The sequence below is a fragment of the Pseudomonas sp. GL-R-19 genome, assembly GCF_019956375.1.
GTDB lineage: Bacteria > Pseudomonadota > Gammaproteobacteria > Pseudomonadales > Pseudomonadaceae > Aquipseudomonas.
On the sequence record NZ_JAHBDJ010000027.1, the window covers coordinates 34,515 to 60,639 of the forward strand.

The window sequence follows — 26,125 nt, forward strand, 5'->3', positions numbered from 1 at the left end:
GCTGGCCCCATCGCGAGCAGGCTCACTCCTACAGGGATTGGGTTTTGTCAGTGGTTAAGGCGTTGGGCCAATAACGGAAGAAACTGCTCGCATGCCCCCTCGATCTTCAAGTCCAGCATCTCATCGGCCCGGGTCTTGCCCAGGTTGATCGCGATCAACGGCTTGCCCTGATCCACCACCGCCTGGCACAGACGAAATGCCGAATAGGCCATCAACGAAGACCCGAGTACCAACAACCCGGCAGCCTGTTCAACGGCCGCCATCGCCTTGGCCGCCGTGGCCTGCGCGACGTTCTCGCCAAAGAACACCACATCCGGTTTCATCCGTTCCCCGGCGCAATGCGGGCAGTGCGGGACCTGGAAGCGTGCCTCGAAGGCCGGGTCGAGCAAGGTGTCGCCGTCCGGCGCCTGTACCGCGTCGACGCCGGCCAGGTACGGGTTCTGTGTTTCCATCAGGCGCTGGATCGAATCGCGCTCGCTGTGCTGACCGCAATCCAGGCACAACACCCGGTGCAGACGGCCGTGGAGTTCGATCACGTCATGGCTGCCGGCCTGGTCGTGCAGGGTGTCGACGTTCTGGGTGATCAACCCGCTGATCTGCCGCGTGCCTTGCAAACGGGCCAGAGTTTCGTGGGTCACGTTCGGCCGGGCCAGACGCACCCGTGGCCAGCCGAGCATCGCCCGCGCCCAATAGCGCCGTCGGAATTCCGGGGCCGAGAGAAATTCCTGATACATCATCGGCTGCCGGCCCCGGCGCACGCCCTGGTTGTCGCGATAATCCGGAATGCCCGAGGGCGTGCTGATACCGGCGCCGGTCAGCACGGCGAACGGCGCGTCGGCCATGAGCTGATGGAGGCGATCGAGTTGGTCACGGGTCTGGCGGTCGAGCATACCGGTAAACCTGTAGGAGCGAGCCTGCTCGCGATGGTCGTCAACGATAACACTGTAAGCCTGACACCCCGCGGCGTGATCGCGTTTATCGCGAGCCAGCTCGCTCCTATAGAGAGGGCGGCGGTGTTTACTTGCGCGCCTCCAGTATCAGGTTGAACGGCGTTTGCGTGGCGCGGCGAAAACGGCTGAATCCAGCCTCGCTGAACACCTTGCGCAACCGCGCTTCACCGGCCTGGGCGCCGAGGCCGAGGCCGACTTCCTGGGACAGCGAGTTGGGCGTGCAGATGAAGGTCGAGGCTGCGTAGAACAGGCGTCCGACCGGGTTGACGTTGTCGTCGAGCAAGTCGTTGGCGTAGGGCTCGACCAGCAGCACCGTGCCGTCGTCCTTCAGCGATTCATAAGCGTGTTTGGCCGCACCTACCGGGTCGCCCATGTCGTGCAGGCAGTCGAAGTAGCAGATCAGGTCGTAGTCGCTGCCAGGATAGCTTTTGGCCGTGCCCTGGAAGAACCGGGCACGACCGGACACACCGCCTTCCTCGGCGCGTTGGGTGGCGACGGTAACGGAGGGCGCGTGATAGTCGAAACCGACGAAGCGCGAATCCGCAAAGGCCTGGGCCATGATCACCGTGGAGGCGCCATGGCCACAGCCGATGTCCGCCACTTTGGCCCCGGCTTCCAGTTTGGCCACCACACCGTCGAGGGCCGGTAACCATTCGGCGACCAAGTGGGCTTTGTAGCCGGGGCGGAAGAAGCGTTCGGTGCCGCTGAACATGCACGGATGGTGATCGCCCCAGGGCAGGGCGCCGTTGCCGCGCATGGCGTTGACCAGCTTGTCCTTGTCGTGGAAAAACGACGCGACTACGCTGATCCCGCCCGCCACATAGACCGGTGAGTCTTCGTTTGCCAAAGCCATGGCCTGCTCTTCGGGCAGGCGGAACTGGCCATCATGGTGTTCCATGTAGCCGGAGGCGGCATGGGCGCTGAGCCATTCGCGCAGCAGGCGGGTGTTGCAGCCGGTTTTCCCGGCAAGGGTTTCGGGGGTGATCGGCTGACTGTCGGCCATCGCCCGGTACAGGCCGAGCTCTTCGCCGAGGATGACGTTGGCGAGCATCGCCGCGCCGCCCATGTCATTCACCAGTTTACCCATGAAATCGTTGAGTCTGGCCTCGTCCATCATGTGTGCTCCTTAAGCAGGATCATGGTCCAGGGGCGGTGTCTGGCGAGGTGTTCGCCGCTGGGCGGTGGTCGTGGGAATGTGCAGGACGCTGAGCGGGCCCTGTGTGCGTTGAGTTTAGTTCGGGGCGTGTGTACTGCTGTCTCGAGCGACGAAAGCCTCCCTGACTGACACTAAACCCCTGTGGGAGCGAGCCTGCTCGCGAAGGCGGCGGATCAGCCACCATTAGCATTGAATGTAAATCCGCTATCGCGAGCAAGCCCGCTCCCACAAGGGATTTGTGTCGTGTATTCCATTGTGTCCAACCCCGGTTTCGATACACAGACACCCATTGTCGGCCCCTGTCGAACACAGTCCCGATACACCCCTTCGATTAACTGTGTCTCAAGGCGGGCACCTGCCCGCAATCCTGGACACATGCGAGATCGACACCATGCAGACATCCATTGCCCCCGTAGGCAGGGCCAGCGCAGGGCTTGGCCTGCGTCGCGGTTTACTCAAAGAGCTGCAAGCGGCCCCGGCCGGACATTTCGACTTTCTGGAAGTCGCGCCGGAGAACTGGATCGGCATCGGCGGTGCCCATGGTGCGGCGCTGCGGGCGCTGGCCGAGCGTTATCCGTTGTCCTGTCACGGCCTGTCCCTGTCCCTGGGCGGGGCGTCGCCGCTGGACGTCGGGTTTTTGCAGGAAGTCCGGGTTTTTCTCGATCACTACAACGTGCCGTTGTACAGCGAGCATTTGAGCTATTGCAGCGATGACGGTCACCTGTACGACCTGTTGCCGCTGCCGTTTACCGAAGAAGCGGTGCACCACGTCGCCGCGCGTATCCGTCAGGCCCAGGACATCCTTGGCCGGCGCCTGGCGGTGGAAAACGTCTCCTACTACGCCGCGCCCCAACAGGACATGGACGAGGTGACGTTCACCAATGCGGTGTTGCGCGAGGCTGATTGCGACCTGCTGCTGGACGTCAACAATGTCTACGTCAATTCGATCAACCACGGTTTCGATCCACAGGCGTTTCTCGCGGGCATCGATGCGGGCCGGGTGGTGGCGATGCATATCGCCGGGCATTTCGACGAGTCCGATACCTTGAAAATCGACACCCATGGCGCTTCGGTGAAGCCAGCGGTGTGGTCGTTGCTGGCCCAGGCTTATGTCCGGTTTGGCGTACAACCGACCTTGCTGGAGCGGGACTTCAACTTTCCGGCATTCGCCGAACTGGTGGCGGAACTGCAGACCATTCGCCGCCTGCAACAGGAGGGTGTGGACCGTGGGTAAGCCGAATCTTTTGCAGCAACAAACCACTATGGGCCTTTACCTGCGCGATCCTGAACAGCACGCGCCTCCCACCGAAATGGACCCGGTGCGGGCACAGGTTTACCGCGATCTGGTGTTCGCCAACCTGTCTTCGCTGCTCAGTGGCACTTTTCCTGTGCTGGTGAAGATTCTGGGGGAGGAACGCTGGCGTTCGCTGGTGCGCATCTTTCTGCGGGACTACCGCGCCCGCACGCCGAAATTCGGTGAGATCGCCCAGGAGTTTGTCGAGTTTCTCGCGGCCGGGCCTCAAGCATTGAGCGATGGGCCGTGGCCACCGTTCATGGTGGAGCTGGCGCATTACGAGTGGGTGGAAATGGCCTTGCAACAGTCCGACGCCGAGCCTCTGGTTGCCGGTGATGCTGCGTTGCTGCTGGAGCGGCCGTTGCAGGTATCGGCGCTGGCCTGGCCGTTGGCGTATGCCTGGCCGGTGCAGCGGGTGGGGCCGGATCATCAGCCGGACGCTTTGCCTGATCAGCCGACATTACTGCTGGTGCGGCGGGCGGAGGACTGGAGTGTGAGGTTTTCTGAATTGAGTCCGTTGGCGTGGCGGTTGTTGCAGAGAATTGAAGAGTTTCCCGAAGTGACCGGGCGTGAACAGTTGCAAGGATTGGCGGTCGAGGCGGGGCAGGTTGGTTCATCGGCGTTTTTCGAGGGTGGTCTGAGGTTGTTGCGGCAGATGCATGGGGATGGGGTTGTTGGAGTTGTTTGATCCTGGCGGCCCGCCAGCCGATCTGATTTCGCGGATGTATCACGTCGTAGGAGCTGCCGAAGGCTCGGTCCGCGCTCGGGCGATCTTTTGATCTTGATTGTCAGTAATACAGCCAAAAGATCGCAGCCTCGTTGCACTCGACAGCTCCTACCAGTTCCTACGGGGAAATGCGCACGCATGAGGAATCAGGCCGGTAGGCGCCTCGGGCCCACGGAGCAGGACCGGAGCCAAAACCCACAACTATCAGCGAATAAAGTGAATCTTCCCGCTGTCGTCATTGCCCATGTAGATGCCATACACCCCAGCCTGGCGCTCCTCGATATAACGTTCAAGGATCTGCCGGATCGCCGGGTAGTAGATGCTGTCCCAGGGAATATCCTCAGGCGCGAAGAATTGGTAGTCGAGGGTTTCCGGGCCGTACTGCCCGGTGATCTCCAGCGCGATGGCGCGGAAGATGATGTACACCTCGCTGATCCTGGGCACGCTGAAGATCGAATAGGGCGAGACGATTTCCGCGCGCACGCCGCTTTCTTCCCAGACTTCGCGCAAGGCCGCCTGCTCGGTGGTCTCGCCGCTTTCCATGAAGCCCGCCGGCAGCGTCCAGGTGCCGGGGCGCGGTGGAATCGCGCGCTGGCACAACAGGTACTTGCCGTCCTGCTCGATGATGCAGCCGGCAATGATCTTCGGATTGACGTAATGGATGTAGCCGCAGCCGCGGCACATCAGGCGCTCGTGCGTATCGCCCGGCGGCAGTTGCTGACCGAGATCAGCGCTGCCGCACTTGGGGCAAAAGCTCGGGCTGAACATTTCAGCGACCTATGCGCGGTTCTTTCAGCGCGATGGGCAGGGTGATCTGCGGCGTGGCGCCGGTTTCTTCCTGTTTGCGCTTGAGGTAGTCCAGGGCCACGGCAGCGGCCGCACGCACGTGGTCGACGCACGCCTGGTGGGCGGCCAGCGGGTCACCGCTCTTGATCGCTTCGACCATGCGTTCCATTTCCTGGTTGCTGGCGCCGCGACGGTTTTCCTGGGACACCGAAGTCGCGCGCAGGTAGCTGATGCGTGCCTGCAACTGGCGCAGTTGAGTGGCCGCGACATGGTTGCCCGAGCCTTCGAGCAGCACGTCGTAGAAACCCTGCACCGAGTCGATGACCTGTTGCAGTTCGCCGTCCTTGAGCGCCTTGCGGTTTTCTTCCAGGGCTTTTTCCAGGGCCTTGATGTCCTTGGCCTTGGCGCGCAGGGTGAACAGTTGCACGATCAGCCCTTCGAGTACGCAGCGCAGCTCGTAGATGTCCCCGGCGTCGGCCAGGGTGATGATCGCGACCCGCGGGCCCTTGGCGTCGGCGAACTCCACCAGGCCTTCGGATTCCAGGTGACGCAAGGCTTCGCGCACGGAAGTACGGCTGACGCCCAGGCGATCGCACAGATCGCGTTCGACCAGACGGTCTCCCGGCAGGAGCTGGAAGTTCATGATGGCGCTTCGCAGTTTATCCAGCACGATTTCGCGCAGGGTGACGGGGTTGCGATTGACCTTGAAGCTGTCGTCGAGTGGCAGGCGTTTCATGGGGTCCGCTCTGATTGTGGCTGTCCATGCAAAAAGAGCACTTCGATTACGGGAATCCATGTGCTCTGTCATCAAACAGCCAAGGGTTAACTGGAGGCCTCGGCATCGGCTTCGGCGAAGGCTTCACGGGCGAGCCGGAAACTGTCTACGGCAGCGGGGACACCGCAATAAATGCCGACCTGAAGCAATATTTCGCGTATTTGCTCACGACTCAGGCCGTTACGCAAGGCGCCGCGCACATGCAGCTTGAGTTCGTGGGGCCGGTTGAGGGCCGAGATCATCGCCAGGTTGATCATGCTGCGCTCCTTGAGCGACAAACCCTCACGGCCCCAGATATGACCCCAACAATATTCGGTGACCATTTCCTGCAATGGCCGGGTGAAGTCGTCGGCGTTTTCGATGGTGCGGTTGACGTAGTCTTCGCCCAGCACCTGGGTGCGGATTTTCAGGCCTTTTTCGTATTTTTCGCTGTTCATTTGCGTAGCTCCCGTGGGCTCAGAGGCCGCCCATCAAGGTATATTTGAGTTCCAGGTAATCCTCGATGCCGTACTTCGACCCTTCACGGCCGAGCCCCGAGGACTTGATGCCGCCAAACGGCGCGACTTCTGTGGAAATCAGCCCTTCGTTGATCCCGACCATGCCGTACTCCAGTGATTCGCTCATGCGCCAGGCGCGGCCCAGGTCGCGGGTGTAGCAGTAGGCGGCCAGGCCGAACTCGGTGTCGTTGGCCATCTCGACGGCCTGGGCCTCGGTGTCGAAACGGAACACCGCCGCCAGTGGGCCGAAGGTTTCTTCTTGGGCGACTTTCATTTGCGTGGTAACGCCCGCCAAAACGGTTGGCTGGAAGAAGCCGTTGCCCAATGCATGGCGTTCACCGCCGCACAGCAGTTGTGCGCCGTGGGCCAGCGCGTCCTGCACATGGTCTTCGACCTTGGCCACGGCACGCTCGTTGATCAGCGGCCCTTGGGTGACACCCGCGTCAAAGCCGCTGCCAACCTTGAGTTGCGAAACCCGCTCGGTCAGGCGCGCCACAAAGGCGTCGTGGATACCGGCCTGGACCAGGAAGCGATTGACGCAGACGCAGGTCTGCCCGGCGTTGCGGAATTTGGCGATCAGCGCGCCATCGACGGCACGCTCCAGGTCGGCATCGTCGAAGACAATGAACGGCGCGTTGCCGCCCAGTTCCAGCGAGACTTTTTTCAGCGTCGGCGCGCACTGGGCCATCAGCAATTTGCCGATGGCAGTGGAACCGGTGAACGACAGTTTGCGCACCTTCGGGCTGGCGGTCAGCTCGGCGCCGATAGCGATGGCGTCGCCGGTGATCACGTTGAAAATGCCCGCTGGAATCCCGGCCTGTTCCGCCAGAACCGCCATGGCCAGCGCCGAGAAGGGCGTTTCCGGGGCCGGTTTGACAATGCACGGGCAACCGGCGGCCAGTGCCGGGCCGGCCTTGCGGGTGATCATCGCCGCCGGGAAGTTCCACGGCGTGATGGCCGCGACCACGCCAATCGGCTCCTTGCTGACCACGATGCGTGCATCGCCCTTGTGGCTGGGAATGGTGTCGCCGTAGATGCGCTTGGCTTCTTCGGCGAACCACTCGATGAAGCTCGCGGCGTAGAGGATTTCGCCCTTGGCCTCAGTCAGTGGCTTGCCTTGTTCGAGGGTGAGGATCTCGGCCAGGGCGTCGGCGTTTTCCAGCATCGAGGCATGCCAGCGCTTGAGGGTATTGCTGCGTTCCTTGGCGGTCAGTACGCGCCAGGCCGGCCAGGCTTTGTTGGCGGCCTCGATGGCCATACGCGCATGCTCGGCGCCGAGGTTCGGCACCTGGCCGATGAGTTCACCGGTGGCCGGGTTGAAGATGTCCTGACAGGCGCCATCCGGCGCGTCCAGCCATTGGCCGTTGATGTAGGCCTGCTGACGGAACAGTAACGAGGCTGCTGGGCTCATGTCGGCTCCTGAGAGTAAGGGGTTACCTGTAGGAGCGAGCCTGCTCGCGAAAAACCTGAGAACGCCAAGGGCTGTCAGACAGCACGCGTTATCGTTCACGACCATCGCGAGCAGGCTCGCTCCTACAGGGGGCTGCGTCAGGCCAGGGTGGGCAACGGGCCCAGCTTGCCTTTGTGGTAGATCATTGGCGTCACCGGTTGCGCGGGCAGGATCAGGTTCTTCACCGCGCCGACGATGATCGCGTGATCGCCGCCGTCGTATTCGCGCCACAGTTCGCACTCGATGATCGCCGTCGCCTTGGCCAGGATCGGGTTACCCAGTTCGCTCAGGTGCCACTCGATGCCTTTGGCCTTGTCTTTGCCTTTACCGGCGAAGGCATAGGCTTCGGCGGTCTGGTCGGCGGACAGCAGGTGAATCGCGAACTGCTTGCTGTCGCGCAGCACCGGGTAGGTGTCGGAACCGTAGTTGGGGCAGAACAGCACCAGTGCCGGGTCGATCGACAGCGCACTGAAGGCGCTGGCGGTGATGCCGACGATGCCGCCGTCCGGGTCCAGGGTGGTGACCACCGTGACCCCGGACGGGAACGAGCTCATCACGTCTTTGTAAATGCCGGGTTCGATCATTTTCCAGGACTCCTAGCGCATCACGAAGGGATCAGGCATCGGTGCCTGGGACAGGTTGATCCACACCGTTTTCAGCTCGGTGTAGGCCAGCACCGAATCGATGCCGCTTTCGCGTCCATAACCGCTGTTCTTGAAGCCGCCGATCGGCGCCATGGCCGAGACCGCGCGGTAGGTGTTGACCCAGATGATCCCGGAACGCACGTCCCGGGCCAGGCGATGGGCACGACCCAGGTCACGGGTCCAGATGCCGGCGGCGAGGCCGAACTGCGAGTCGTTGGCAATCGCCAGCGCTTCGGCTTCGTCCTTGAAACGGATGACCGAGGCCACCGGGCCAAAGACTTCTTCCTGCATGATCTTCATCGAATTGCGGTCGCACTCGAACAGCGTCGGCTCATAGAACCAGCCGTCGCCCAGGTTCTCTGGACGCTTGCCGCCCAGACGCAGACGCGCACCCTCGGCGATGGCGTCGGCGACCAAGCCTTCGACCACGGCCAGTTGCTGCGCGGTGGCCATCGGGCCCATTTCGCTGCTGTCGTCCTGCGGGTTGCCAATGCGGATGCGCCGGGCGCGTTCCACCAGACGGCCGACGAACTCGTCGTAGATCTCGTCCTGCACCAGCAAGCGCGAACCGGAGACGCAGCTCTGCCCTGAGGCGGCATAGATCCCGGCGATGGCGCCGTTGATCGCGCTGTCGAGGTCGGCGTCGGCGAAGATGATGTTCGGCGATTTACCGCCCAGTTCCAGCGACAGCTTGGCGAAATTCTCGGCGCTGCTGCGCACCACATGCCGGGCCGTGGCCGCGCCGCCGGTGAAGGCGATCTTGCGCACCAGCGGATGGCGGGTGAGGGCGGCGCCGGTGCTTGGGCCATAACCGGTGACGACGTTGACCACCCCCGGCGGAATCCCGGCTTCCAGCGCCAGGCGCGCCAGTTCGAGGATGGTCGCCGAGGCGTGTTCCGACGGCTTGATCACGATGGTGTTGCCCGCGGCGAGGGCCGGCGCAAGTTTGATCGCGGTGAGGTACAGCGGGCTGTTCCACGGAATGATCGCCGCGACCACGCCCATGGCTTCGTGCACGGTGTAGGCAAACAGGTCCGGCTTGTCCAGCGGCAGGGTGCCGCCTTCGAGCTTGTCCGCCAGGCCTGCGGTGTAGTGGAAGAACTCCGGCAGATAGCCGACCTGACCGCGGGTTTCGCGGATCAGCTTGCCGTTGTCGCGGCTTTCCAGCTGCGCCAGTTGTTCTTTGTTCTCGGCGATCAGGTCGCCCAGGCGTCGCAACAATTTGCCGCGAGCGGTGGCGGTCAAGCCGCGCCATGCCGGGCCGTCGAAAGCCGTCTGCGCCGCCTGCACGGCGCGCTCGACGTCGGCTTCGTCGGCGTCGGGCAGCTCGGCCCAAGGCTCGGCCAACGCCGGGTTGAGGCTTTCGAAGGTCTTGCCGGAGAGGGCATCGACCCATTCACCGCCGATGCACATCTGGAAGCGTGCGAGTGTCATGCAACGATCCCCTTGATCTGGTTTTGTTGGGAATGCGCGGTCTGTAGAAACTCCAGCAACAGCTGGTTGACCAGGCGCGGAGACTCTACGGGCATCATATGCCGTTGCTCGGCGAGCACGGCAACGGTCGCACCGGGAATGCGTTCGGCCAGTTGCCGGGCCATTTCCGGGGTCGAACCGGGGTCCAGCTCGCCGGTGGCGATCAGCGTCGGCACCTGGATGCTGGCCAGGTCGTCGGCGCGGTACATGTCCTGGGTGGCGAAAAGTTCATAGGTGGTCAGGTAGCCCTGGGGGTCATTGCCGGCCAGGGTCTGGCGAATCGCAGCGATCTGCGCCGGGTTCGCGGCCTGGTATTCGCGGCTGAACCAGCGCGACAGCGCCGCTTCGGCGTTCGCGTCCGGTCCGTGTTCGGCAGCCTGACTGGTGCGGGCGATGACCCCGGCGCGTTGTTCAGCGCTGCGGTTGAACACGCTGTTGAGCACCACCAGGCCTTCCAGGCGTTGCGGGTAGTGCAAGGCAAACGCCCGCGCCACCAGCCCGCCCATGGAAAAACCGATCACCGTTGCCTTGGGCAATTGCAGGTGGTCGAGCAGCTCCAGCAACTGGTCGGCATAGCCGAGCAGCGGCGTTCCGATCGAAGGGCGCGGGCTGGCGCCATGGCCGAGCATGTCGTAGGCGATGACGCGGTAGTTCGTGGCCAGGCCAACGATCTGGCCACCCCACATTTCTTTGTTCAGGCCCACGCCGTGGATCAAGACCACGGGCTGGCCTTGGCCGGTCGCCAGGTAACTGGTGCCAGCCGGGGTGAGTTCAGCGGTGAGCCGAATCATGGAGCGCTCCTGCAATGCCTTTTTGTTGTCGTTCTACTGGCCGGTTACTGGGCTTTTTCGGCGGCCAGTTCTTCCAGGTCGATGTAGCGGTTGCCGATGCGCGGGTGCAGGCGGCCGCCGTCGGCGCAACCCAGGACCACAACAATTTCGTCGGCACGCGGGGCGTCTTCGATCTGCATTTCCAGGGTGATGTAGTGCGAACGCAGGCCTTCGTCGTCCTTGTGCATCATCGGGATCTGGATCGAGGTGCCCGGGCCGCCGCGCTTGTTGGTGAAGCTCAGGTAGCTCTTGGCCTTGACCGCTTCGCGGTAATGGTTGCCGAAGCGCAGGGTGTGGATCACCGCCGAAGCGTGTTCGATCTCGCCATCGGCGCCGACCACCGCGGCCTTGCCGTAAGCCTCGATTTTCTCGGCACCGCCAATGATGCCCACCAGGCGCTCGACCATCAGCGCGCCGAGGTCGGAGCAATTGGCGCGGATCTGTGGTTTCAGGTCTTCGACGAAACCGTTGCCCACCCAGGGGTTTTTCATCACCACGGCCAGACCGACCATGGTCACGGGCTTATCGGTGGCTTTGCCGCCTTCGATAAAGGTTTCTTCGACATAGCTGACGATCTTGCGGATTTCGAAACTCATGGGCTGCTCCGTAGGAGGTTTTGGGTGTCTGTGCGTCTGATGGTATACCATAATACCGATGACGCAAGTCCCTTGAGTGAGTTTCTCGTCGGGTGGATAGGGGGGAAGAAAGCAATTTCAAACACATTGAACCTGTAGGAGCGAGCCTGCTCGCGATGGACGTCAACGATAACGCGTGCTTTCTGAATGCACGTGGTGTCTTCAAGTCCATCGCGAGCAGGCTCGCTCCTACAAGGGGGCGGTGGTGTCTGGAGGGGTTAGCGGGAAATGAGGCCGTGGTCGAGGGCGTATTTGACCAGTGCCGCCGGCTTGTCGATGTTGAGCTTGCGCCGAATGCTCAGCCGATGGGTTTCCACCGTGCGCACGCTGATGTCCAGTTCCCGGGCCATTTCCTTGTTGTTCAACCCTTGCACCATCTTCGACAGCACCTGGCTTTCCCTCGGGGTCAGTTCGTTGTCGGTGTTCCTGTCGGCGATCAGCCGCTGGGCGATTTCGGCGCTGTAGAAGGTTCCGCCACTGCTGATGGCCTCGATGGCAGCAATGATTTCCCGTGACGGGGCGTTCTTCAGCACATAGCCGCTGGCGCCGGAGCGCACCGATTCACTGACGTATTCGTAATTGTCGTACATGCTCAGCACCAGCACCTTGAGCGATGGGTATTGGTTGCGCAGCACGCGGGTCAGCTCCAGGCCGTTCATGTCCGGCAGGCTGATGTCGACCAGCAGCAGGTCCGGCTGGCAGCGTCCGACCATCTCGATGGCTTCGGCGCCGTTTTCCGCTTCGCCGACCATTTCCAGGGGCGACATCACGGCCAGCAGCGCCTTGATGCCGTCGCGGACCAGGGAGTGATCGTCGACCAGGGCGACGCGGATCGGGGAGGGCAGGTTCATCGCAGTATTCACTCTTGTAGTTTTGCGCCAGCTCAGCGTTTGGCGCCAGGTTTCATCGGCAGCCGTACGTCCAGCTCGCTTCTGCCCGGCATCGAGATCAAATCGAAGCGCCCGCCAAAATGTTCGACGCGTTCACGGATGTTACGCAAACCGATGCCGGCCTGACGACGTTCGACCTGGGCGACGTTGAAACCGATGCCGTCATCGACCACGGTCAGCCGCACCGATTGTTCGCAGCCGCGCAGGGTAATGGACACGTTCTTCGCCTGGGCGTGGCGTTCGATATTGGTCAGGCCTTCCTGGACGATGCGGAACAGTGCAACAGCGGCGCCGTCGACCAGTTGGCAGTCGAATTCATTTTCGTCATAGGTCACGGTCAGCCCGCTGCGCTGCTCGAATTCGGCGGCCAATTGACCGATGGCCGCTGGCAGGCCGAGGGTGTCGAGCAAGGATGAGCGCAGGTCGTGGGAGAGGCTGCGGACTTCGCCGATGGCATCGCCCAGGCGCTCGGTGGCGTCCCTTAACGTGTTCAGGCCCTTGTCGTGGGCTTGTCCGCGTTCCAGCAGATGGCTGGCCAGTTCAAACTGAAACTTGATCGAAACCAGCACCTGACTGATGCCGTCGTGCAGTTCACGGGACACCCGGGATCGTTCCTCCTCCTGCAGGCTGACAATGCGCTGGGTCAGGCGCTGCAGTTTCTTGTCCGCCAGCCGATGTTCGCTGACATTGAGGGTCATGCCGGTGGCGAACACGAACAGCACCGCGACCAGGGCGACCACGGCGATGGCCATCATGGTCTTGCGGATGCCCATGGCCACTTCGGCACGGGCCTGCTGGGTGGCGCGCTCGACGTCTTCGAGGTAGATGCCGGTGCCGAGCATCCAGCCCCAGCGATCGAGCATCACCACATAGGCGAGCTTGTCGGTCACCTGTCCGGAGGAGGGTTTGTTCCAGGCGTAGCGTTGAAAACCTTCGCCCGATTGCGCGCTTTTGAGCAGCGCCTGGATCACCGGCAGGCCGTGGGGGTCTTTCATGTCCCACAGGTATTGACCCACCAGTTCCGACTGGCGCGCATGCATCAGGCTGCGGCCTTCGTGGTCGTAGACGAAGAAGTAGCCGTTGATACCGAAGCTGAGCTTGCGCAGTTCTTCCAGCACTTGTTGCTGGGCGTGGGCATCGCCGTGGCCGTCGTCGTACAGCGGCTCGATCAGGCTCTGGGCCATTTCCACGTAGTTTTTCAGCTCCGCGCGCTTGCTCGCCAGAATGCTGTCTTCGATCAGTTGCGCCTGTTGGTCGCCCAATTGGCGGTTGAGGGATATCACCAGCGCGCAGATGACGGCAATGGCCAGCACCAGTGGCAGAATCCCGAGGGCGACGATCTTGTGTTTGAGCTGCATGTTGACTCCTGCCCGCGCGAAGGCTCGGGATCATATGCCAAAGAAACACAGCCTTGTTGGACGGAATGACCATTGGCGGGAGAGGTCATTCAATTGAAATGCTGAACCTGTGGGAGCGAGCCTGCTCGCGAAGGCGGTGTATCAGTCGGCATCCATGTTGAATGACAGAATGCCTTCGCGAGCAGGCTCGCTCCCACATTGATTGGTGGATAGCCATGGTTCTACGTAGAACTACGTAGACACCACGTACGTAGTAACGCGGATTTATTTGTGGACGGCATGCGCAGATATTGGGCCAGCTCCGCACCGCGGACACAATTATAAAAATTACCGCCGCAGTCACTGGCTGTCGGCAGGAGACACGCTATGCCCCGTCTGGCTAAACACCTCGCCTGGTTTGCCGTGGCTGTCCTGGGAGCGATTGCGCTGAGTGTCGTGGCCCTGCGCCGCGGCGAAGCGATCAACGCCCTGTGGATCGTAGTCGCAGCCGTCGCCATCTACCTTGTTGCCTACCGCTACTACAGCCTGTTCATCGCCAATAAAGTGATGCAGCTCGATCCCAATCGGGCCACTCCGGCTGTGCTCAACAACGATGGTCTGGACTACGTACCGACCAACAAACACGTGCTGTTCGGTCACCACTTCGCCGCCATCGCCGGCGCGGGGCCTCTGGTTGGCCCGGTCTTGGCGGCGCAGATGGGCTATCTGCCCGGCACGCTGTGGCTGATCGCCGGTGTGGTGCTGGCCGGTGCCGTTCAGGACTTCATGGTCCTGTTCATGTCCACCCGCCGCAACGGTCGATCCCTCGGCGACATGGTCCGTGAAGAAATGGGCCGCATCCCCGGCACCATCGCGCTGTTCGGTTGTTTCCTGATCATGATCATCATCCTCGCGGTGCTGGCGCTGATCGTGGTGAAAGCCCTGGCCGAGAGCCCTTGGGGCATTTTCACGGTGATGGCGACCATCCCGATTGCGATGTTCATGGGCATCTACATGCGCTACATCCGCCCCGGTCGCATCGGCGAGATCTCGGTGATCGGCGTGCTGTTGCTGCTCGGCTCGATCTGGCTCGGCGGGCAGATTGCCGCGGATCCGGTGTGGGCCAAGGCCTTTACCTTTACCGGTCTGCAGATCACCTGGATGCTGATCGGTTACGGTTTTGTCGCGGCGGTGTTGCCGGTGTGGCTGATTCTGGCGCCCCGTGACTACCTCTCGACTTTCCTCAAGATCGGCACCATCGTGGCCCTGGCCATCGGCATTCTGATCACCATGCCCGAGCTGAAAATGCCGGCCCTGACCCAATTCATCGACGGCACCGGCCCGGTGTGGAAGGGCGGGCTGTTCCCGTTCCTGTTCATCACCATCGCCTGTGGCGCGGTCTCGGGTTTCCACGCACTGATCGCTTCCGGCACCACGCCGAAGCTGCTCGCCAGCGAAGGGCATGCCCGCTACATCGGTTACGGCGGCATGCTGATGGAATCGTTCGTGGCCATCATGGCCATGGTCGCCGCGTCGGTGATCGATCCGGGCGTGTACTTCGCCATGAACAGCCCGGCTGCCGTCGTCGGTGCCGACGCGGTTGCCGTTGCGCAAACCGTCAGCAGCTGGGGCTTCGCCATCACGCCTGAAGCCTTGCAAGCCGTGGCCCATGACATCGGTGAAACCACCATCCTGGCCCGGGCCGGTGGTGCGCCGACCCTGGCAGTCGGTATCGCGCAGATCCTGCACCACGTCCTGCCAGGTGAAAACACCATGGCGTTCTGGTACCACTTCGCGATCCTGTTCGAAGCATTGTTCATCCTGACCGCGGTCGACGCCGGTACCCGTGCCGGGCGTTTCATGCTCCAGGACTTGCTTGGCTCGTTCGTGCCGGCCCTGCGCCGCACCGAATCCTGGACCGCCAACCTGATCGCCACCGCCGGTTGTGTGGCCATGTGGGGTTATCTGCTGTATCAGGGCGTGATCGATCCATTGGGTGGCATCAACACCTTGTGGCCACTGTTCGGCATCTCCAACCAGATGCTGGCCGGTATCGCGCTGATGCTTGGCACCGTGGTGCTGATCAAGATGAAGCGCCAGCGTTATGTCTGGGTCACCTTGCTGCCGGCGGTATGGCTGCTGATCTGCACCACGACCGCCGGTTTCATCAAGCTGTTCGATGCCAACCCGGCGATCGGCTTCCTCGCCCTGGCGAAGAAGTACAGCGATGCCCTGGCCAACGGTCAGGTGCTGGCCCCGGCCAAGAGCATCGACCAGATGCAGCACGTGATCTTCAACGCCTACACCAACGCAACGCTGACCGCGCTGTTCCTGTTCGTGGTGTTCAGCATCCTGTTCTTCGCGCTCAAGGTCGGTATTGCCGCCTGGGGCACCAAGGAGCGCACGGATAAGGAAGCGCCATTCCACGCGCTGCCGGATGCCTGATCATGTTCAATGACCTGAGTCGCCTCGGCAAATACCTCGGTCAGGCCGCGCGCCTGATGGTCGGCATGCCCGACTACGACAACTACGTCGAGCATATGCAGACCAAGCACCCGGACAAACCGGTGATGGACTACGAGGCGTTCTTCCGCGAGCGTCAGGAAGCCCGTTACGGCAGTAAAGCCGGACCGAAGTGCTGTTGAGTGAAATAAAAAAACCGGCTGAACAGCCGGTTTTTTTTTGAGTGCAGGAATGCCCTGAATGGCTCAGGCCGCGTGGTAATCCGAATCGTCGCTGTCACTTTTGTCCTGGGGCATGGACGCATTGCCAACATTTCGTTCATGAGTCTCATGATCCGGCCTGGCGATCTTGAGCGCCCGGTCGGCGACCTTGGCGTTATGCATCAGGCGACAGAACACGGCGGCGACGATGATCGACAGCAATGACCAGATCACAATGGCTTTGAGGAGCATGGCGAAACCTCTCGCGGCAAACAATTCTTACGATCGCACGCGTCCTTGCAGCAAAGGCTACCTATCCATTGTGGCAGGTGTTCATGATCTTGCATTTGCTTGCAGATTTGAACTGTTTATCAGCTATCTCCCCAGATGAAGCGACAGTTTCCCGGACCGGTACTTTAATGGATGTTCTGGAGCGACTGATCACTGGGCCCTCATAGCCTTAAGGCTATGGATCCCATACCGAAAAGCTATTTCTTCAATCGGTGATCCGGATCCACGCTTAAGGATGGTTAGCTGAAAACAAAATAAAGAGGAGATGCCATGTCAACTGAATCGAAATGCCCGTTCAATCACGCCGCTGCTGGCGGTGGCACGACGAACCGCGACTGGTGGCCGAACCAACTGAACCTGAAGATCTTGAGTCAACACTCGCCAAAATCTGACCCGTTGGGGGGCGACTTCAACTACGCCGAAGCCTTCAAGAGCCTGGACTTCCAGGCGTTGAAAAAAGACCTGACTGCGCTGATGACTGATTCCCAGGACTGGTGGCCGGCGGACTTCGGTCACTATGGGCCTTTCTTTATCCGCATGTCCTGGCACGCCGCAGGCACCTATCGCACCGGTGACGGCCGGGGCGGCGCCGGCTCCGGTCAGCAGCGCTTTGCACCGCTCAACAGCTGGCCCGACAACGTCAGCCTCGACAAGGCCCGTCGGCTGCTCTGGCCAATCAAGCAAAAGTACGGTAACAAAATCTCCTGGGCCGACCTGATCGTCCTCGCCGGCAACGTTGCACTGGAGTCCATGGGCTTCAAGACCTTTGGTTTTTCCGCTGGCCGCCCGGATGTCTGGGAACCGGACGAAGATGTCTACTGGGGCTCGGAAAAAACGTGGCTGGGTGGCGACGTGCGGTATGGCAAAGATGCCGGGCAAAACCCCGCAGAGCGCAATCTGGAGGCCCCCCTCGCAGCCGTGCAGATGGGCCTGATTTACGTAAACCCCGAAGGCCCTGAAGGCAACTCTGATCCGGTCGCCGCCGGGACGGACATCCGTGAAACCTTTGCGCGCATGGCCATGAACGACGAGGAAACCGTCGCGCTGATCGCGGGCGGTCATGCCTTCGGCAAAACCCACGGTGCAGGTCCCGTCGAGCATGTCGGACCTGAGCCCGAAGCCGCCGGCCTCGAGCTGCAGGGCCTGGGCTGGAAGAGCACGTTCGGTACCGGCAAAGGTGGCGACACCATCTCCAGCGGCCTGGAAGTGACCTGGACGACCACGCCAACCCGGTGGAGCAACAACTACCTGGAGAACCTGTTCGGTTACGAATGGGAACTGACCAAGAGCCCGGCGGGGGCAAACCAGTGGAAGCCGAAAAACGGCGCTGGCGCCGGTACCATTCCGGATGCCCATGATCCGTCCAGACGGCGTGATCCGACCATGCTGACCACGGACCTGTCGCTACGTTTCGACCCGATCTATGAGCCGATTTCGCGGCGCTTCCTGGCCAATCCAGACCAGTTGGCCGACGCCTTCGCCCGTGCCTGGTACAAGCTGATTCACCGTGACATGGGGCCGCTCTCACGCTACCTCGGCCCGGAAATGCCGAACGAAGAGCTGCTGTGGCAAGACCCGATCCCTGCCGTCGATCATCCGCTGGTCAATGACAGCGATGTGGCGGGCTTGAAAAGCAAGGTGCTGGCTTCTGGCCTGTCGGTCTCGCAACTGGTATCGACGGCGTGGGCGGCGGCTTCCTGCTTCCGTGGCTCCGATAAACGCGGCGGTGCCAACGGTGGGCGTTTGCGTCTGGAGCCGCAGAAGTCCTGGCAGGCCAACCAGCCAGAACAACTGGCCAGCGTGCTGGCAAAACTCGAAAGCATTCAGAAGGAGTTCAATGGCGCGCAATCCGGCGGCAAGAAAATCTCCCTGGCTGACCTGATCGTGCTCGCCGGTGGCGCGGGTGTCGAACAGGCGGCGAAAAACGCCGGCCACAGTGTGACAGTGCCGTTCAGCCCAGGACGTATGGACGCCAGCCAGGAACAGACCGATGTCGAATCCTTCGGTTACCTTGAACCGATTGCCGACGGCTTCCGTAATTACCTGAAGCAACAGTACCGTGTGCCGGCCGAAAAATTGTTGATCGACAAGGCGCAACTGCTGACGCTCACCGCGCCGGAAATGACGGTGTTGCTGGGCGGCTTGCGTGTGTTGAACACCAATGTCGGCCAGAGCAGACACGGTGTGTTCACCACACGTCCGCAAGCCTTGACCAACGACTTCTTCACCAACCTGCTGGATATGGGCGTGGAGTGGAAGCCGGTATCGGATGCCCAGCAAGAGTATGAAGGGCGCGATCGCAAGACCGGCGCGCTGAAGTGGACAGGCACTCGAGTCGATCTGGTCTTCGGTTCCAATGCGCAGTTGCGCGCGTTGGCCGAATTCTATGCCTGCGCCGATGCGCAGCAGAAGTTCGTCAAGGACTTCGTCGCTGCGTGGACCAAAGTGATGAACCTGGATCGATTCGACTTAAACCGCACTGTCTAGAGGAGATGTTGTCATAACGCTGGCATTACCGGCAAAAAGTGCCTCGGCTCGCCCTCCGGCTTTTACATCAGCGGAGGGCATCCGGCGACCATGAACCTTGGCGATCATGGTCCAGTCTTTGTGGCCGAGCTGCTTGATTACCCACATTGGATTTTCGCCAGCTGATAGCATCATGGAGGCGCAGTTGCGGCCACGTTTCGCCGCTGGCTGCTGTCAATATCGCTAGTTGCTCTTCGCGAGTGAAGGGGGCAACGTCATCTTCTTCCTTATCTCGGAATCCGAGATCAGTCGTTATGCTTGTGTTTATGTTTGTTCTTGTACTTATTTTTATGCTTGTGGTCGTAGTGGTCGTTATCGTTATCGTTATCGTTGTCCTTGGCCAGATTGTTGCCGATAGCACCACCTGCTGCGCCGCCCAGTCCAGCGCCGATCAGGCCACCGGTGGAACCACCAACACTGTTGCCGATTACCTGGCCACCCGCTGCACCGAGCCCCCCGCCAATGGCTGATTCGGTCTTGTTGCCACTCTTCGCAGATATTGCGCCCCCAGCTGCGCCACCTACGCCGGCTCCGATCGCAGCGCCAGTGCTACCTCCCATAGCCTGACCGACCACGCTTCCAAGGGCGCCACCGACACCGCCACCGATAGCTGTGTTGGTGGCTTCGCCGGCGAGGGAGTACTGCGATACAAGGAGGCTTAGTGCAACGACAGTGAATGATTTACGCATCAGACAAACCTTTAGAAATACACAATAAAAGAAAAGTTTGTTGGTACGAATCAGTCAGGTCAACAGATATTCGACGGTGCATGAATTTGGATCAACCAATCTGTGATTAGCACAGCCGCTTGTTGATCAATTATGACCGGTGGGCACTCCCCCCATTCCAGGTTGCGGGTCTGGCAAGGGGAGAGGAGGTCGATCAAAAAACGGGGTGATTGGCGGTCAACAGATCGCCGGGGAGGGAATGTCAGGCGGGCATAACGTTGTCATTGCACAGCCAAACCGAGCCATACAAACCCCAAAGAGGGACTTTTGAGGGCCTGAAAGCCGCGACCTGGGTGGGATCGGGTCGCGGTCACTTGATCTTCGCCATTGACCACGATGCCGTACCCGCCGATACAGGTTTGTATCAGCAGGTATCCGCAACGCCCACCGTTACCCGGGCATACAAAACCGCCGTTTCCCGACACCCGGGCGATACACGGCGGCCTCCAAATGGAATCACCGGCAGCGTCACTTTCGGCGCGGCCTGGCGTGGTTCAACTGGAGGAAAGACAATGTCGCGTATCACCCCCCGTCACACCCTCGGCAAGCTTGGTCTGGTTCTGGCCGCCGCAGGGCTCGCCACTGTCGCGAGCCTCGCTCAAGCCCAGGAAGCACAACCGGCCCCGGCGATGAAAAGCTGGCAGCAGGGCCTGCACCGCACCGACCTGGTACGCGAAGACCTGGGCACCGCCGATCGCGAAGTCCTCCAGGTGGTCGTGGACTTCGATCCGGGCGTGACATCGCCCAAACATGCTCACCCCGGTGTCGAGGTGGCACACGTGATCAGCGGCGCCTTTGAATATCAACTGGAAGGGCAGGCACCGGTGACGCTCAAGGCCGGTGACTCGTTGTACATCCCCGAAGGTGTCGCCCATGTGGCGAAGAACGTGGGGCAGGGCAAGGCCTCGGAACTGGCAACCTACATCGTGAAGAAAGGCGAAGCGCTGCTGATCCTGAAGGAGTAGGCGAGGGCCGCCGGGTCATTGCCGGCTGCAAACCTCCCACACGCAACCGCGCAGCCAACGATGTGCAGGGTCGGCGTCCATGCGCGGGTGCCACAGCATCGAAACCGTGATCGCTGGCGTAGGGAACGGCAGGGCAAAGCAGTGCATCCCCTGGCACAGGTTGCCAACGTGCCGCTCCGGCACGCTGGCTACCAGGTCTGAAGCCCGCGCCAAAGCAATCGCCGAAGAGAAACCGGCGACGATGGTGATGATGTCGCGCTTGAGCCCTAGCTCATTCAAGGCGTCGTCCATGACGCCTTTTTCGTGGCCCCGACGTGAGACCAGAATGTGCCGGGCGGCGGCATAACGCTCAGGTGTCATTTCACCTTGAGTCAGTGGATGACCCTCACGTACGACGCCAATGAACCGATCGCGAAACAGCATCCGGGTCCGCACTTCCGGGCTGGTGGATTCGCCGATCACGCCGGTTTCCAGATCCACCGAGCCTTCGCGCAGCAGGGTGCTGTCCTTGTTCAGCTTCTGCACGAAATTCAAGCGCACGCCGGGTGCCTCTTCGTTGATGCGGGCGATGAGTTGCGGTCCGACATTTTCCACGAAGCCGTCGCTGGTGCGCAGGGTGAAGGTACGGGTCAGTTGATTCAGGTCGAGTGCCTCGGCGGGGCGCAGGACGGCTTCGGCGTCCTGCACCAGCACGCCGACGCGTTCACGCAACTCCAGCGCCCGAGGCGTGGGAACCAGCCCGCGGCCGGCCCGCACCAGCAGCGGATCGCCCGTGGTTTCGCGCAATCGCGCCAGCGCCCGGCTCATGGCTGACGGGCTCAGGTGCAAACGCTGCGCGGCGCGGGCCACGCTGCCTTCCTCCAGCAACACGTTCAGGGTGATCAACAAGTTCAGATCGGACATGGAATCAATTCCTGTAGGAGCGAGCTTGCTCGCGAAGGTGGCACATTAAAAATGATGTTGTCTGACACACCGCTTTCGCGAGCAGGCTCGCTCCCACATAGGGTTTCTCGCATGTGGCGTCTAGTGCATGAATAAAGTGCAAATGCTGCGTCTTCCGCCATGTTATGGCTGGGCTTAGGCTCGGGACAACCTATTTGCGGAGTCGCGAGAAAATGAAGTCCATATCGATTCGGGGAGCCTTGGCCAGCCTGTCGTTATCCATGCTGCTGTCGTCCCTGGGCACCAGCATTGCAAACGTTGGATTGCCGACACTGGCCGAGGCGTTCTCGGCCTCCTTTGAGCAAGTGCAATGGGTGGTGCTCGCTTACCTGCTGGCGGTCACGGCGCTGATCGTCAGTGTCGGAAGACTTGGTGACATCATTGGCCGCCGACGTTTGTTGTTGATCGGGATTTGTGTGTTTACCGTCGCTTCGGTCCTGTGCGCGCTGGCCCCTCATCTCTGGTTATTGATTGCCGCTCGGGCGCTGCAGGGCGTCGGTGCGGCCATCATGATGGCGCTGACCATGGCGCTGGTGGGCGGGGCCGTTCCCAAGGAAAAAATGGGCAGTGCAATGGGCGTGCTCGGCACGATGTCGGCGATTGGCACCTCACTCGGCCCGACCCTTGGAGGTTTTTTGATTGCCAATCCGGGGTGGCAGGCCATTTTTCTGATCAATGTGCCGTTGGGTGTCTTGGCGATTGGGCTCGTGCTCTACTTTTTGCCCAACGATCGCAGTGAGAAGAGGGCGGATCGAGCGGTCTTCGATGTGCTCGGCACGCTGGTGCTGGTTCTGACGCTGCTGGCTTATGCACTGGCGATGACCGTTGGGCGTGGCACCCTGAACATGACGCTGTTGCTGGTGGCCGTTTTTGGGCTGTGCGTGTTTGTATTCGTCGAGCACACAGCCGAGTCGCCTCTGGTTCGATTGACGATGTTCCGTAACTGGCACATGAGCGCAGGATTCGTCATGTGCATGCTGGTGACCACCGTGGTCATGGCGACCATGGTGGTCGGGCCGTTTTACCTCACTGGCGCACTGGCGTTGAATGCCGCGAGCGTTGGGTTGGCGATGTCGACGGGTCCGCTGATGGCCGCACTGGCAGGCGTACCGGCGGGCCGATGGGTCGACCGATTGGGCGCGCATCGATCCGGCACGCTCGGATTGATTGCCATGCTGATTGGCGCTTGCATCCTTCCCGCCATGCCTTTGGGGTTCGGTGTACTCGGCTACATCGTGCCGCTGACTGTCATGACCGGCGGTTATGCGCTGTTTCAGGCGGCGAACAATACCTCCGTCATGGCGGATATCGAGTCGCAGCAGCGTGGCGTAATCTCCGGCTTGCTCGGGTTGTCACGCAATCTCGGGTTGATCACGGGCGCCTCGGTCATGGGCGCAGTGTTCGCCTTCGGCTCGGCCAGCCACGATATTTTGCAGGCGCAACCTGAGGCCATCGCACAGGGGATGCGACTGACGTTCGCCGTCGCCGCCGGGTTGATCGTCATTGCGCTGGCGATTGGTGCGATCAGCAAAATCGTTTCACGTCGCATAATCGCGCCGTGCTGAAAAACGGCGCGACTGTCGTGAAAACGACCTGTTTGCGCTGAACGCGAAGCCTTGCGAGTTTTCTATTGAACGAGTGTTCAGTCTCGACTATGTTTGGGGCCACCTTCCCCCGGCTGGTTGCGGGCTTGCGTTTCTTCAATTCGAACGAGGCACTGGCATGCGGTTTTCACCCTTTGTAGAGCGGATCAGTGGCCAGGGCGTTGCCGCTTGGGATATTCACTACGCGGCCAGCGCGGCACAGCGCAATGGCGAAGACGTGATCATCCTCAGCGTCGGCGACCCGGATTTTCCCACCCCCGATTTCATTACCGATGCCGCCATCCACGCCCTGCGCGAAGGGGATACCCACTACACCGAAATCGCCGGCCGCCAGGCCTTGCGAGAGGCCATCGCCGGCCGCTACAGCCAACTGATCGACCGCGAGCTGCAGGCGTCGAACGTCATTCTCACGGCAGGTGCGCAGAACGCCTTGTTCGCCACCTCGATGTGTTTGCTCGGTGCCGGCGACGAAGTGATCGCCTTCGATCCGATGTATGTCACCTACGAAGCGACACTCAAGGCGTCCGGCGCCACGCTGGTGCGGGTGCCTTGCGCGGCGGACTCGGGTTTTCGCCTCGATGCCGCCGTGCTGGCCAAGGCCATTACCCCACGCACCCGGGCGATCTTCTTCTCCAACCCGAACAACCCCACCGGTGTAGTGCTGGGTCGCGAAGAGCTGCAAGCCATCGCCGACCTCGCCATCACCCATGACCTGTGGGTGGTGGTGGACGAGGTCTACGAGAGCCTCGCCTACGAGCGCGAACACCAAAGCCTGGCGGCGTTGCCGGGCATGGCCGAGCGTTGCGTGGTGATCGGCAGCCTGTCGAAATCCCATGCCATGACCGGTTGGCGCATCGGCTGGGTCATGGCCCATGAAGCCCTGGTCAACCATATCGAAACCCTGGTGTTGAGCATGCTGTACGGCTTGCCCGGGTTTGTCATGGAAGCGGCGCTCAAGGCCGTGCAGTCACACGACGAAGTCACCCACGGCATGCGCGAGATCTATCGCCGGCGTCGCGACCTTGTGGTGTCCGGCCTGGCCGGTTGCCCGGGCATCAGCGTGCTCAACCCCGATGCCGGCATGTTCGTGCTGGTGGACGTGCGTGGTACCGGCCTGACCTCGCTGGAGTTCGCCTGGCGGCTGCTGCGTGAAGCCGGTGTCTCGGTGCTGGATGCGGCGGCATTCGGTGAGCCGGCCCAGGGTTTTGTACGGCTTTCGTTCACCCTGAGTGACGAGCGCCTGGCCCAGGCCTGCCAGCGTATTCGCGATTTTGTCGGGGTGCTCATGGGCGAAGCGCCGAGGCCGGTGATCGGCACGGTGACCCGTACCGCAGCCGTCGAACCGGTCGCGACCAAGACCATGATCGAAGTCGATCGCCTGCACAAACGCTTCGGCAATATCGAAGTGCTCAAGGGCGTTTCCCTGACCGCCCGCGAGGGCGAAGTGATCTCCCTGATCGGTGCCAGCGGCTCGGGCAAAAGTACCTTGCTGCGCTGCATCAACATGCTCGAAGTGCCGGACCAGGGGCGCATCCTGGTCGATGGCGAAAGCATTCACCTTAACCAGAACCGTCCCGGTGCACCGCTGGTGGCGGACGCCAAGCAACTGGTGCGCATCCGTTCGAGCCTGGGCATGGTGTTCCAGAACTTCAACCTCTGGCCCCATCGCACGGTGCTGGAAAACCTCATCGAAGCGCCGACCCAGGTCCTGCGTGAAAGCCGTGCGGAGGCCACTGAACGGGCCGAAGCCCTGCTCGAACGCGTCGGGCTTGCGGCCAAGCGCAACGAGTACCCGGCGTTTCTCTCCGGGGGACAGCAACAACGGGTGGCCATCGCCCGGGCCCTGGCCATGCGGCCCAAGGTCATGCTGTTCGATGAACCCACCTCGGCACTCGACCCGGAACTGGTCGGGGAAGTGCTGCGGGTGATCCGCTCCCTCGCCGAAGAAGGCCGGACCATGATTCTGGTGACTCATGAAATGGCCTTTGCACGCGATGTCTCTTCCAAGGTCGCCTTCCTGCATCAAGGGCTGATCGAGGAAACCGGTTCGCCGGACGAAGTGTTCGTACACCCACGCAGCGAGCGTTGCCGACAGTTCGTCAACGCTCATCAGACTCGCTAACTCATCATAAAAAGACGGGAAAACAACATGGGAAATCGACGTTTTGCAAACTGGATGACCGGGGCGGCCTGCGTATTGCTGGCCGGCATGAGTGCGGCCCAGGCACAGCCGATCAGGTTCGCGGTGGCAGCCGAACCCTATCCGCCGTATACCGAAAAGCAGGCCAACGGTGAGTGGAAGGGTTTCGAAGTCGACCTGATCCACAAGCTGTGCAGCGAAATGAAAGCCGATTGCGAGATCAAGGAAGTGGCATGGGACGGCATCATTCCGTCGCTGCTGGCGAAAAAGATCGACGTGATTTTTTCCTCGATGTCGGTGACCGAAGAACGAGAAAAACAGATTGCCTTCAGCAAGGCCTACTACGATTCGGCGATTGCCGTCGTCGGCCCGAAAGAGGCGTCGGTGAAGAAGTACCCGGATGACCTCAAGGGCAAGATCATTGGCGTGCAGAACTCGACCGTGAGCGCCAGTTACCTGAAGACCTACTACGAAAAAATCGCCGACGTTAAGTACTACGACACCCAGGACTCGGCCAACGCCGACCTGATTGCCGGCCGCATCGACCTGATGATGGCCGATGGCACTGCCATGGCCGCCTTCGTCAAGACCCCGGATGCCAAGGACCTGGCCTACCTCGGCAGCGTGCCTTACGACCCGATCTTCGGCAAAGGCGTGGGCGCCGGCCTACGCAAGGACGACACCGAACTCAAGGCCAAACTCGACAAGGCCATCCGGGAGTTGCTGGCGAGCAAAGACTACGACGAACTGTCCCAGAGCTACTTCGGCACCAGCGTGAAGCCTGCGTTCTGACCTGATCGCGCAATGTAAACCCCTGTAGGA

At 61.4% G+C, this 26,125-nt stretch carries 24 protein-coding genes and 1 pseudogene; 9 read left to right on the forward strand and 16 right to left on the reverse strand.

Annotation, left to right across the window (positions count from 1 at the left end):
* Positions 1 to 47 precede the first annotated feature (47 nt).
* Together KGA83_RS15555 and KGA83_RS15560 are read right to left on the reverse strand one after the other, a co-directional pair.
* The gene (locus tag KGA83_RS15555; protein ID WP_223530112.1) at positions 48 to 890 is read right to left on the reverse strand and encodes an NAD-dependent protein deacetylase; all 843 of its coding nucleotides are present in this window, start codon (positions 888 to 890) and stop codon (positions 48 to 50) included.
* Between the two features lie 127 nt (positions 891 to 1,017).
* A complete protein-coding gene (locus tag KGA83_RS15560; RefSeq protein WP_223530114.1) occupies positions 1,018 to 2,064 on the reverse strand; it encodes a class I SAM-dependent methyltransferase in 1,047 nt (348 codons plus the stop codon).
* Between the two features lie 433 nt (positions 2,065 to 2,497).
* Here KGA83_RS15560 and KGA83_RS15565 point away from each other — a divergent pair, with 433 nt between their 5' ends.
* Positions 2,498 to 3,340 carry a DUF692 domain-containing protein gene (locus tag KGA83_RS15565; RefSeq protein ID WP_223530116.1) on the forward strand — a complete coding sequence of 281 codons (843 nt, stop codon included), beginning with the start codon at positions 2,498 to 2,500 and terminating at the stop codon, positions 3,338 to 3,340.
* The gene (locus KGA83_RS15570; RefSeq protein ID WP_223530118.1) at positions 3,333 to 4,088 is read left to right on the forward strand and encodes a DUF2063 domain-containing protein; all 756 of its coding nucleotides are present in this window, start codon (positions 3,333 to 3,335) and stop codon (positions 4,086 to 4,088) included. The genes KGA83_RS15565 and KGA83_RS15570 overlap by 8 nt, the downstream gene beginning before the upstream one ends.
* A 243-nt stretch (positions 4,089 to 4,331) precedes the next feature.
* Here KGA83_RS15570 and KGA83_RS15575 read toward each other — a convergent pair whose 3' ends face one another.
* The 10 genes from KGA83_RS15575 to KGA83_RS15620 form a co-directional block, all read right to left on the reverse strand.
* Entirely contained in the window at positions 4,332 to 4,895 is a 564-nt protein-coding gene (locus tag KGA83_RS15575) for an NUDIX hydrolase (protein ID WP_108219705.1), read from the reverse strand.
* A 1-nt stretch (position 4,896) separates the two neighbouring features.
* A complete protein-coding gene (locus tag KGA83_RS15580) occupies positions 4,897 to 5,649 on the reverse strand; it encodes a GntR family transcriptional regulator (protein WP_108219706.1) in 753 nt (250 codons plus the stop codon).
* An 86-nt stretch (positions 5,650 to 5,735) separates the two neighbouring features.
* Complete coding sequence (locus tag KGA83_RS15585) at positions 5,736 to 6,125, reverse strand: carboxymuconolactone decarboxylase family protein (RefSeq protein ID WP_223530119.1); 390 nt, start codon at positions 6,123 to 6,125, stop codon at positions 5,736 to 5,738.
* A gap of 19 nt (positions 6,126 to 6,144) precedes the next feature.
* Positions 6,145 to 7,596 carry an NAD-dependent succinate-semialdehyde dehydrogenase gene (locus KGA83_RS15590; protein ID WP_223530121.1) on the reverse strand — a complete coding sequence of 484 codons (1,452 nt, stop codon included), beginning with the start codon at positions 7,594 to 7,596 and terminating at the stop codon, positions 6,145 to 6,147.
* A 137-nt stretch (positions 7,597 to 7,733) separates the two neighbouring features.
* The gene (locus KGA83_RS15595) at positions 7,734 to 8,219 is read right to left on the reverse strand and encodes a flavin reductase family protein (protein ID WP_090456302.1); all 486 of its coding nucleotides are present in this window, start codon (positions 8,217 to 8,219) and stop codon (positions 7,734 to 7,736) included.
* Positions 8,220 to 8,231: 12 nt separating this feature from the next.
* Positions 8,232 to 9,713, reverse strand: coding sequence for an aldehyde dehydrogenase (locus KGA83_RS15600; RefSeq protein WP_108219709.1), 1,482 nt, complete (start codon positions 9,711 to 9,713; stop codon positions 8,232 to 8,234).
* The gene (locus KGA83_RS15605) at positions 9,710 to 10,543 is read right to left on the reverse strand and encodes an alpha/beta fold hydrolase (protein ID WP_108219710.1); all 834 of its coding nucleotides are present in this window, start codon (positions 10,541 to 10,543) and stop codon (positions 9,710 to 9,712) included. The genes KGA83_RS15600 and KGA83_RS15605 overlap by 4 nt, the downstream gene beginning before the upstream one ends.
* Positions 10,544 to 10,587: 44 nt before the next feature.
* Positions 10,588 to 11,178, reverse strand: coding sequence for an amino acid synthesis family protein (locus KGA83_RS15610; protein ID WP_003225712.1), 591 nt, complete (start codon positions 11,176 to 11,178; stop codon positions 10,588 to 10,590).
* A gap of 257 nt (positions 11,179 to 11,435) precedes the next feature.
* Entirely contained in the window at positions 11,436 to 12,068 is a 633-nt protein-coding gene (locus KGA83_RS15615) for a response regulator (protein ID WP_108219711.1), read from the reverse strand.
* Between the two features lie 32 nt (positions 12,069 to 12,100).
* Positions 12,101 to 13,465: a cache domain-containing protein gene (locus tag KGA83_RS15620; protein ID WP_108219712.1), complete on the reverse strand. Its 1,365-nt coding sequence runs from the start codon at positions 13,463 to 13,465 to the stop codon at positions 12,101 to 12,103.
* Positions 13,466 to 13,831: 366 nt separating this feature from the next.
* On the opposite strand from KGA83_RS15620, the gene KGA83_RS15625 reads away from it, so the two are divergent.
* Both KGA83_RS15625 and KGA83_RS15630 read left to right on the forward strand, forming a co-directional pair.
* Entirely contained in the window at positions 13,832 to 15,889 is a 2,058-nt protein-coding gene (locus KGA83_RS15625; RefSeq protein WP_108219713.1) for a carbon starvation CstA family protein, read from the forward strand.
* A 2-nt stretch (positions 15,890 to 15,891) separates the two neighbouring features.
* Positions 15,892 to 16,089 (forward strand): YbdD/YjiX family protein, encoded by a 198-nt coding sequence (locus tag KGA83_RS15630; RefSeq protein WP_007976534.1) that lies wholly within the window; start codon positions 15,892 to 15,894, stop codon positions 16,087 to 16,089.
* A gap of 63 nt (positions 16,090 to 16,152) precedes the next feature.
* On the opposite strand, the gene KGA83_RS15635 is transcribed toward KGA83_RS15630, so the two are convergent.
* Positions 16,153 to 16,359 carry a hypothetical protein gene (locus tag KGA83_RS15635; RefSeq protein ID WP_108219714.1) on the reverse strand — a complete coding sequence of 69 codons (207 nt, stop codon included), beginning with the start codon at positions 16,357 to 16,359 and terminating at the stop codon, positions 16,153 to 16,155.
* A gap of 309 nt (positions 16,360 to 16,668) precedes the next feature.
* On the opposite strand from KGA83_RS15635, the gene katG reads away from it, so the two are divergent.
* Positions 16,669 to 18,885, forward strand: coding sequence for a catalase/peroxidase HPI (gene katG / locus KGA83_RS15640; protein WP_223530123.1), 2,217 nt, complete (start codon positions 16,669 to 16,671; stop codon positions 18,883 to 18,885).
* Here the strand turns inward: katG and KGA83_RS30080 are convergent.
* Positions 18,868 to 19,065: pseudogene (locus KGA83_RS30080) on the reverse strand (site-specific integrase); the annotation flags it as partial. The gene katG and the pseudogene KGA83_RS30080 sit on opposite strands and share 18 nt — an antisense overlap.
* A gap of 104 nt (positions 19,066 to 19,169) precedes the next feature.
* Complete coding sequence (locus KGA83_RS15645; protein WP_115948313.1) at positions 19,170 to 19,613, reverse strand: glycine zipper domain-containing protein; 444 nt, start codon at positions 19,611 to 19,613, stop codon at positions 19,170 to 19,172.
* Between the two features lie 551 nt (positions 19,614 to 20,164).
* On the opposite strand from KGA83_RS15645, the gene KGA83_RS15650 reads away from it, so the two are divergent.
* Positions 20,165 to 20,617 carry a cupin domain-containing protein gene (locus KGA83_RS15650; RefSeq protein ID WP_108219717.1) on the forward strand — a complete coding sequence of 151 codons (453 nt, stop codon included), beginning with the start codon at positions 20,165 to 20,167 and terminating at the stop codon, positions 20,615 to 20,617.
* Between the two features lie 15 nt (positions 20,618 to 20,632).
* Here the strand turns inward: KGA83_RS15650 and KGA83_RS15655 are convergent, their stop codons facing one another.
* Entirely contained in the window at positions 20,633 to 21,520 is an 888-nt protein-coding gene (locus KGA83_RS15655) for a LysR family transcriptional regulator (RefSeq protein WP_223530125.1), read from the reverse strand.
* A gap of 164 nt (positions 21,521 to 21,684) precedes the next feature.
* On the opposite strand from KGA83_RS15655, the gene KGA83_RS15660 reads away from it, so the two are divergent.
* The 3 genes from KGA83_RS15660 to KGA83_RS15675 all read left to right on the forward strand — a co-directional run bounded on the left by KGA83_RS15660 (position 21,685) and on the right by KGA83_RS15675 (position 26,095).
* A complete protein-coding gene (locus KGA83_RS15660; RefSeq protein WP_411741908.1) occupies positions 21,685 to 23,124 on the forward strand; it encodes an MFS transporter in 1,440 nt (479 codons plus the stop codon).
* 157 nt (positions 23,125 to 23,281) lie between these two features.
* On the forward strand, positions 23,282 to 25,285 hold the full coding sequence (locus tag KGA83_RS29935) for an aminotransferase class I/II-fold pyridoxal phosphate-dependent enzyme (RefSeq protein WP_115948317.1): 2,004 nt from the start codon (positions 23,282 to 23,284) through the stop codon (positions 25,283 to 25,285).
* A 27-nt stretch (positions 25,286 to 25,312) separates the two neighbouring features.
* A complete protein-coding gene (locus KGA83_RS15675; protein ID WP_108219721.1) occupies positions 25,313 to 26,095 on the forward strand; it encodes a transporter substrate-binding domain-containing protein in 783 nt (260 codons plus the stop codon).
* Positions 26,096 to 26,125 lie beyond the last annotated feature (30 nt).

Coding starts and splice junctions, on each gene's coding strand:
- KGA83_RS15580 (WP_108219706.1), bottom strand. CDS start 5,649: ATGAAACGCCTGCCACTCGACGACAGCTTCAAGGTCAATCGCAACCCC.
- KGA83_RS15560 (WP_223530114.1), bottom strand. CDS start 2,064: ATGGACGAGGCCAGACTCAACGATTTCATGGGTAAACTGGTGAATGAC.
- KGA83_RS15565 (WP_223530116.1), top strand. CDS start 2,498: ATGCAGACATCCATTGCCCCCGTAGGCAGGGCCAGCGCAGGGCTTGGC.
- KGA83_RS15575 (WP_108219705.1), bottom strand. CDS start 4,895: ATGTTCAGCCCGAGCTTTTGCCCCAAGTGCGGCAGCGCTGATCTCGGT.
- KGA83_RS15600 (WP_108219709.1), bottom strand. CDS start 9,713: ATGACACTCGCACGCTTCCAGATGTGCATCGGCGGTGAATGGGTCGAT.
- KGA83_RS15650 (WP_108219717.1), top strand. CDS start 20,165: ATGTCGCGTATCACCCCCCGTCACACCCTCGGCAAGCTTGGTCTGGTT.
- KGA83_RS15660 (WP_411741908.1), top strand. CDS start 21,685: ATGGCTGGGCTTAGGCTCGGGACAACCTATTTGCGGAGTCGCGAGAAA.
- KGA83_RS15605 (WP_108219710.1), bottom strand. CDS start 10,543: ATGATTCGGCTCACCGCTGAACTCACCCCGGCTGGCACCAGTTACCTG.
- KGA83_RS15645 (WP_115948313.1), bottom strand. CDS start 19,613: ATGCGTAAATCATTCACTGTCGTTGCACTAAGCCTCCTTGTATCGCAG.
- KGA83_RS15675 (WP_108219721.1), top strand. CDS start 25,313: ATGGGAAATCGACGTTTTGCAAACTGGATGACCGGGGCGGCCTGCGTA.
- katG (WP_223530123.1), top strand. CDS start 16,669: ATGTCAACTGAATCGAAATGCCCGTTCAATCACGCCGCTGCTGGCGGT.
- KGA83_RS15615 (WP_108219711.1), bottom strand. CDS start 12,068: ATGAACCTGCCCTCCCCGATCCGCGTCGCCCTGGTCGACGATCACTCC.
- KGA83_RS29935 (WP_115948317.1), top strand. CDS start 23,282: ATGCGGTTTTCACCCTTTGTAGAGCGGATCAGTGGCCAGGGCGTTGCC.
- KGA83_RS15620 (WP_108219712.1), bottom strand. CDS start 13,465: ATGCAGCTCAAACACAAGATCGTCGCCCTCGGGATTCTGCCACTGGTG.
- KGA83_RS15595 (WP_090456302.1), bottom strand. CDS start 8,219: ATGATCGAACCCGGCATTTACAAAGACGTGATGAGCTCGTTCCCGTCC.
- KGA83_RS15590 (WP_223530121.1), bottom strand. CDS start 7,596: ATGAGCCCAGCAGCCTCGTTACTGTTCCGTCAGCAGGCCTACATCAAC.
- KGA83_RS15625 (WP_108219713.1), top strand. CDS start 13,832: ATGCCCCGTCTGGCTAAACACCTCGCCTGGTTTGCCGTGGCTGTCCTG.
- KGA83_RS15585 (WP_223530119.1), bottom strand. CDS start 6,125: ATGAACAGCGAAAAATACGAAAAAGGCCTGAAAATCCGCACCCAGGTG.
- KGA83_RS15610 (WP_003225712.1), bottom strand. CDS start 11,178: ATGAGTTTCGAAATCCGCAAGATCGTCAGCTATGTCGAAGAAACCTTT.
- KGA83_RS15630 (WP_007976534.1), top strand. CDS start 15,892: ATGTTCAATGACCTGAGTCGCCTCGGCAAATACCTCGGTCAGGCCGCG.
- KGA83_RS15655 (WP_223530125.1), bottom strand. CDS start 21,520: ATGTCCGATCTGAACTTGTTGATCACCCTGAACGTGTTGCTGGAGGAA.
- KGA83_RS15635 (WP_108219714.1), bottom strand. CDS start 16,359: ATGCTCCTCAAAGCCATTGTGATCTGGTCATTGCTGTCGATCATCGTC.
- KGA83_RS15555 (WP_223530112.1), bottom strand. CDS start 890: ATGCTCGACCGCCAGACCCGTGACCAACTCGATCGCCTCCATCAGCTC.